This window comes from Microcystis sp. M079S1 (genome assembly GCF_020246425.1).
In the GTDB taxonomy this organism is placed as follows: domain Bacteria; phylum Cyanobacteriota; class Cyanobacteriia; order Cyanobacteriales; family Microcystaceae; genus Microcystis; species Microcystis aeruginosa.
In genome coordinates this window covers 1-5083 of record NZ_JADBSZ010000022.1, presented here as the reverse complement: position 1 = coordinate 5083, position 5083 = coordinate 1, and the positions used below count along the sequence as shown (strand labels likewise).

General features: G+C 43.8%; 6 protein-coding genes. 1 reads left to right on the top strand and 5 read right to left on the bottom strand.

The genetic code is table 11. From position 1 onward, the window contains the following. Positions 1 to 121: 121 nt before the first annotated feature. The 5 genes from psb27 to IM456_RS01395 all read right to left on the bottom strand — a co-directional run bounded on the left by psb27 (position 122) and on the right by IM456_RS01395 (position 4252). Positions 122 to 523, bottom strand: coding sequence for a photosystem II protein Psb27 (gene psb27 / locus IM456_RS01415; RefSeq protein ID WP_002783154.1), 402 nt, complete (start codon positions 521 to 523; stop codon positions 122 to 124). Positions 524 to 716: 193 nt separating this feature from the next. After that, positions 717 to 1328 (bottom strand): HEAT repeat domain-containing protein, encoded by a 612-nt coding sequence (locus IM456_RS01410; protein ID WP_287693832.1) that lies wholly within the window; start codon positions 1326 to 1328, stop codon positions 717 to 719. Positions 1329 to 1577: 249 nt separating this feature from the next. Further along, entirely contained in the window at positions 1578 to 2072 is a 495-nt protein-coding gene (gene cpeA, locus IM456_RS01405; protein ID WP_149987642.1) for a C-phycoerythrin subunit alpha, read from the bottom strand. 92 nt (positions 2073 to 2164) lie between these two features. Then, the gene (gene cpeB / locus IM456_RS01400) at positions 2165 to 2725 is read right to left on the bottom strand and encodes a phycoerythrin subunit beta (protein ID WP_008201973.1); all 561 of its coding nucleotides are present in this window, start codon (positions 2723 to 2725) and stop codon (positions 2165 to 2167) included. Between the two features lie 162 nt (positions 2726 to 2887). Then, the gene (locus IM456_RS01395) at positions 2888 to 4252 is read right to left on the bottom strand and encodes a sensor histidine kinase (RefSeq protein WP_287693837.1); all 1365 of its coding nucleotides are present in this window, start codon (positions 4250 to 4252) and stop codon (positions 2888 to 2890) included. Between the two features lie 243 nt (positions 4253 to 4495). Here IM456_RS01395 and IM456_RS01390 point away from each other — a divergent pair. After that, the coding region (locus IM456_RS01390; protein WP_287712725.1) for an RNA-guided endonuclease TnpB family protein at positions 4496 to 5083 on the top strand (588 nt) is incomplete at its 3' end.

Sequence of the window (5083 nt, the reverse complement as noted above, 5' to 3'; positions counted from 1 at the left end):
TAACTGATAACTGATAACTGATAACTGATAACTGATAACTGATAACTGATAACTGATAACTGATAACTGATAACTGATAACTGATAACTGATAACTGATAACTGATAACTGATAACTGTATCTAAATTCCTTTCTGGAGAGAGAATTGCACCTGTTTAAATTCTTGTTTTAAACGCTGTTTGAGTTTGTCGGGGATGGGACGGGAACCGTAGGCGGTATAATAACCAGCTAGAGAGTTTAAAGCTGTTTGCATAGTAGTGAAAGAACGCAAACCCCCGGATTTTTTATCTCGTCGGTAGAGGGAGATGTAATCGTTGATTTGTTCCTTTGCTTGCGACTCAACTGCCGCTTTATTCGGGTCATCTTTGACTAAATCAAGGGCTGTGGTTAAAGTTTCAATCACCGTCAGGGTATCTTTTCCATAATTGCCCGTTAACCCCGAACTACTAGAACAACCCATCAATCCGATGACCAGGACGAGAACCAAAGCTAATAAGCGAGAAATGTAAGGTTTTAGAGACATATTTTCAACACCATAAGTTAATCCCAAGTCACCTTATCCTATCAGGAAACCGTGACCAGTTCCCCATGGCGGTCAACCTGCTGCAAAAATCAAAAATCTTTCCTTTAGTCAGGGGTCAATCAGGGGTAAATAGCCAAAATATAGGGTTTTTGGGCTTCAAAAGCGCTATTTTTGCCTAAAAGTTGCGATGCCATCAACCTGGAGTGAGTTGATTCTGGAGCAATTCCAGCCGCGATAAGGCACTGGTGGCGGTTTCCCGAAGGTAGCTATCCGCCCTATCATCATTGGCTATGGCTGTCAATACCTCTTTAGATAGATTATCTGGAATCGAACTAACAGCATTAATTATCGACACGGCTAACCCCAAATTCTCCGTATTTTGCAACACTTCCAATAAACTATCCAATGCTGGAACCCCAACTACTCCCAGGGCCATAGCCGCCGCAATATGTACCACCGGATTCGCGTCTGCTAGTGCCGTTTTTAAACCCGCGATTCCCGCCTCTGGAAAGGGGACATCGGGATAATTCACCGCTACTTGGGACAAGGCCTTGGCACAACTACCGCGCACGGTGACATTATCGCTATTGAGTAACCCTACCAGCAAAAGGGGAACCGTATCCACACCGATCGCGCCTAGAGCTTTGACGGCAGCCCGGCGATAGGTGGTATCTTCTTCATCTAAAATGGCCATCAGGCGCTCGATCGTGGTTTCGTTGCGAGTTTCCACCAATTCCCAGATTGCCTGTTCCCGTAGGTGCGGATTGGGGTGCTTTAACTGCTCGAATAAAGATTCTTGGGACATGGTGCTGTTAAAAAGTCCTGTAAGTAGGGTGTGGGGAAGTGGGGTGTGGGGTGTGGGGAAGTGGGGAAGTGGGGAGAATAAATAAAAATAATCTCCTGACTCCTGACTCCTGACTTCTGACTCCTGACTGACGACCGACGGCTAAAAATCTGCCAATAACCGAGGGACTCCTAGTTATTCGCTTACCCCCATGATAGGCAAACAATTAACTGCGAGTCCCCCAGTCGTGAACGAGATCGATATCTGTCTCTAGGAGAGAGAATTGATCACATAGTCGAGAAGGGCATTATACTCGGTGAGAGCTTGAGCCGACATATCGCGGGGAGCGCAACCGCGATTACGAGCAAAGCTGAGAGCTTCTACATAGGGAGCGGTGGGTAATCCCAGGGCGCGATAAACTTCCCGTTGTCCGGCAATACCCCACTCATCGAGGGGACCGGTGCCACCCACTACTAAACAGTAGTTAACCAGACGCAGGTAGTGTTTGATGTCCCGGAGACATTTTTCTTTGAAAGTATCGGTGGAGTTAGCTTGCCCGGCTTCGTTTAAGTAGGGATACTTTTTGATGCAAGCATCATAAGCTTCTTTGGCCACAGCGTCGAGGTTGCCAGCCAGTTTTTCGGCGGCTTCCAGACGAGCGGTGGCCCGTTGGATCGAGCCTTGTACAGATTCTAGATCGGAGGTGCTGGGGAAACGTCCAGCCGCATCAGCAGAAGCAACGGCAGTAGTAATTACTGATTTCATGTCTTTACTATTTTTAAGTTTGACTTGAGTGAAGAAATTAATTGGCTGATTTTTGCGGAAATAACAGCCCGAAAGCGAGTTTTAGTCTCGTTTTAGCTGAGAGCGGCGATGACTCGATCGAAATAGCTGCTCGCTTCTGCCACTAAGCTGGCGCAACGATCTTCAACAACGGGGGAACCCATTTTGCGAAGTTTAGCACCGGCGAATTTTTCGCTGGGGGTATCTTGAATGTGGGCGGCGGCTTGCGCTTTCATGATCGCTACGGCACGAGCGGCGGATTGTAGGGGTACACCTAAAGCGGTGTAGGTTTCTTTCAAACCGTTTAAGCAACGATCTTCGAGGACGGAAGCATCGCCAGCGAGAAGCGCATAGGTGACATAGCGTAAGATGATTTCCGCATCACGCAGACAGGCTGCCATGCGACGGTTGGGGTAACAGTTGCCACCAGCTTGAATTAAGCCGGTATTTTCGCAAATCATCCCGGCAACGGCATCGGAAACCATACAACTAGCGTTACTAGCGATCGCGTTAACGGCATCAAGACGACGGTTGCCCTGGGCGATGAAGCTACGGAGCGCGTTTAAGTCGGCACCACCGATGGCAGCGGTTTTACTATCGGCGGTTACTACCGCTCTGGAAAAAGCGTCAAGCATGAAGCTCTCCTCAAATTGAGATGAATAGAAGGGGTTTCAGGGTCGATCGACATTGGACTTTGCGATCGATTATTCTAGAAGATAAAAATTCGCCGTTGCTTTCGTCCCGTTTCTGAGAAAGAAAGTTACATTTCTTGACATACTCCCATCGTCAAGCTGGAACTAGGGTGAAATGGGCAGTTTGACGGTAAAGCTTGTTCCCTTACCCACTTGGCTATCTAGGGTGATTTCGCCACGGTGGAGTTCGACGCATTTTTTAACCACTGCTAACCCCAATCCCGTGCCGATAATATTTTCCACATTCTGACCCCGATAAAAGGGTTCATAGATCTTACCTCTATCTTCCTCGGCAATGCCGATACCGTGATCCCGGACTTGAAAAACAATGCGATCGCTATCTTGCCACAAAATCAAACTAATCCCTGCTCCCGTGGGGGAATATTTAATCGCATTTAAGAGTAAATTACTTAAAATCGAGTAGAGCAGTTTCTCATCTAGATAAGGACGGATCATCAATCCCTGACTGACAAATTTAATCGGCGTATTATTTTTATTGATAAATTGAAAATCCTCGACTAAATTTAAACAAAAAGCTTCAATATCGAGCGGCTCTAGCCGACAACTGAGATTACCAGATTCTGCCCTTGTTAAAATTAAAATATCTGTTAAGAATTGATTCATTAGCTTGACAGAAGACTGGATTCTATATAGGTTTTTTCTGCTCGATTGATCTGCATCTTTTAAGCCATTTTCTAATAACTGCGAGGCAGAAAAAATCACGGTTAAAGGGGTTCTAAACTCATGAGATATCATTGAAAAAAGCTGAATTTTTAGATCGGAAAGTTCTTTTTCCTGTAGTAATAACCTGTGAATTTCATCACTTTTTTGTCGCCGTTTATCTTGCCAAAAAATCAAAAAATAAACTCCGCAAATAATCCCAAAACTGATAAAAGTTCCCAGTAAACCCAACAGAGAATTTTCGCGGATACTATCCCTAGAACTAGCGATGCTACTTCTTAAATTCCTTTTCTGACTAGCTTGTAAATAGGTAAGAAGATTTTGAAACTTATCCCGGATATCGACACTTTTAACCGTGATTGCATTTTGAGAAATATCATCGGATCGATCGGATTTATAGGTGGCGATCGATTGATTAAATAGAGCAATTCGCCGATACATTAAATCCCCGATCTCAGTCACCATTTCCTGCTCGAAATCTGTGCCGTTTTCTAATTGTTTAGCCAGGAGTTGCCAGTTAGATTTCATCAAAGCGATCGCCCGACGATGACGGCTTAATTCCCTAGGGCTGCCAGTTTTGATATAATCCCGTCTTCCCGATTCGGCCACCGCCATGTTAGCGTAAAGATTACTGAGATTATCGATGATCTCGTAGGTAACTTCCACCTCGGCAGCGCGCTGACGCAGGGCGAGGGTATTGCGATAGGAAACTAGGCTAATAGTTCCCATCAGTAAGACAGTTAGCCCGAAACCTCCTGCGATCCATTTTCCTTGTTTGAGCCAATTCATCAGGAGTTAACCGACGCTATTTCCAGCTTACTCTATCTAAATGGAGCAAGAGGACTCCCGTTAAATTTCTCCTTAATTAAAAATATACCAGAAATTAACGGGAGATGAATTGCCCCCAGAATCTAAACTAACGCGACAGTGTTTCCTAATAAGGAAAGGCTTGATTCTCAAGGTATGTATGAGCTTGACATATTTAAGCGGTAAGTGTTATACTGAAAAGATAGCACAGATGGGGTCAGGCTGATGTTAAATGTTTTAAAAGTGAGAATATACCCAAACAAAAAACAGGAACTAGCCTTAGCTAAAAACTTTGGTTGCGTCCGTTTTGTTTGGAATTACTACTTAAATAAAACTAACAATCAGTACCTAGAGACTGGTAAAGGAATGACCTACTGTGACATGGCAAAAGACCTTACCCAACTCAAGAAACAACTGGATTTTGAATGGTTAGCTGAGGCTACTGCCGCTACCTTGCAGCAATCATTGAAAAACTTAGAATCTGCTTTTAAGAACTTCTTCTCAAAAAGAACAAAATTCCCTAAATTTAAAAGTAAGCACAAAAAACAATCAATCCGTTATCCTGAAAGTTGTTCAATTAGAAATAAGGGAATTAAGCTACCTAAATTAGGGGTTGTAAAAGCTAAGATTTCTCAAGTAATAAATGGTAAGATTAAATCCGTAACTGTTTCTAAAACCAGTACAGATAAATATTTTGCTGCCATCTTGTTTGAGATGGATGACTCAACAACCATTGAAAAACTAAAAATATCAGGGATAGACCTAGGTTTATCTTCTTTGGTTACAGTTTTTGATGGTGAAACAACCTACAAG

Coding starts and splice junctions, on each gene's coding strand:
- cpeB (WP_008201973.1), bottom strand. CDS start 2,725: ATGCTTGACGCTTTTTCCAGAGCGGTAGTAACCGCCGATAGTAAAACC.
- IM456_RS01395 (WP_287693837.1), bottom strand. CDS start 4,252: ATGAATTGGCTCAAACAAGGAAAATGGATCGCAGGAGGTTTCGGGCTA.
- IM456_RS01410 (WP_287693832.1), bottom strand. CDS start 1,328: ATGTCCCAAGAATCTTTATTCGAGCAGTTAAAGCACCCCAATCCGCAC.
- psb27 (WP_002783154.1), bottom strand. CDS start 523: ATGTCTCTAAAACCTTACATTTCTCGCTTATTAGCTTTGGTTCTCGTC.
- cpeA (WP_149987642.1), bottom strand. CDS start 2,072: ATGAAATCAGTAATTACTACTGCCGTTGCTTCTGCTGATGCGGCTGGA.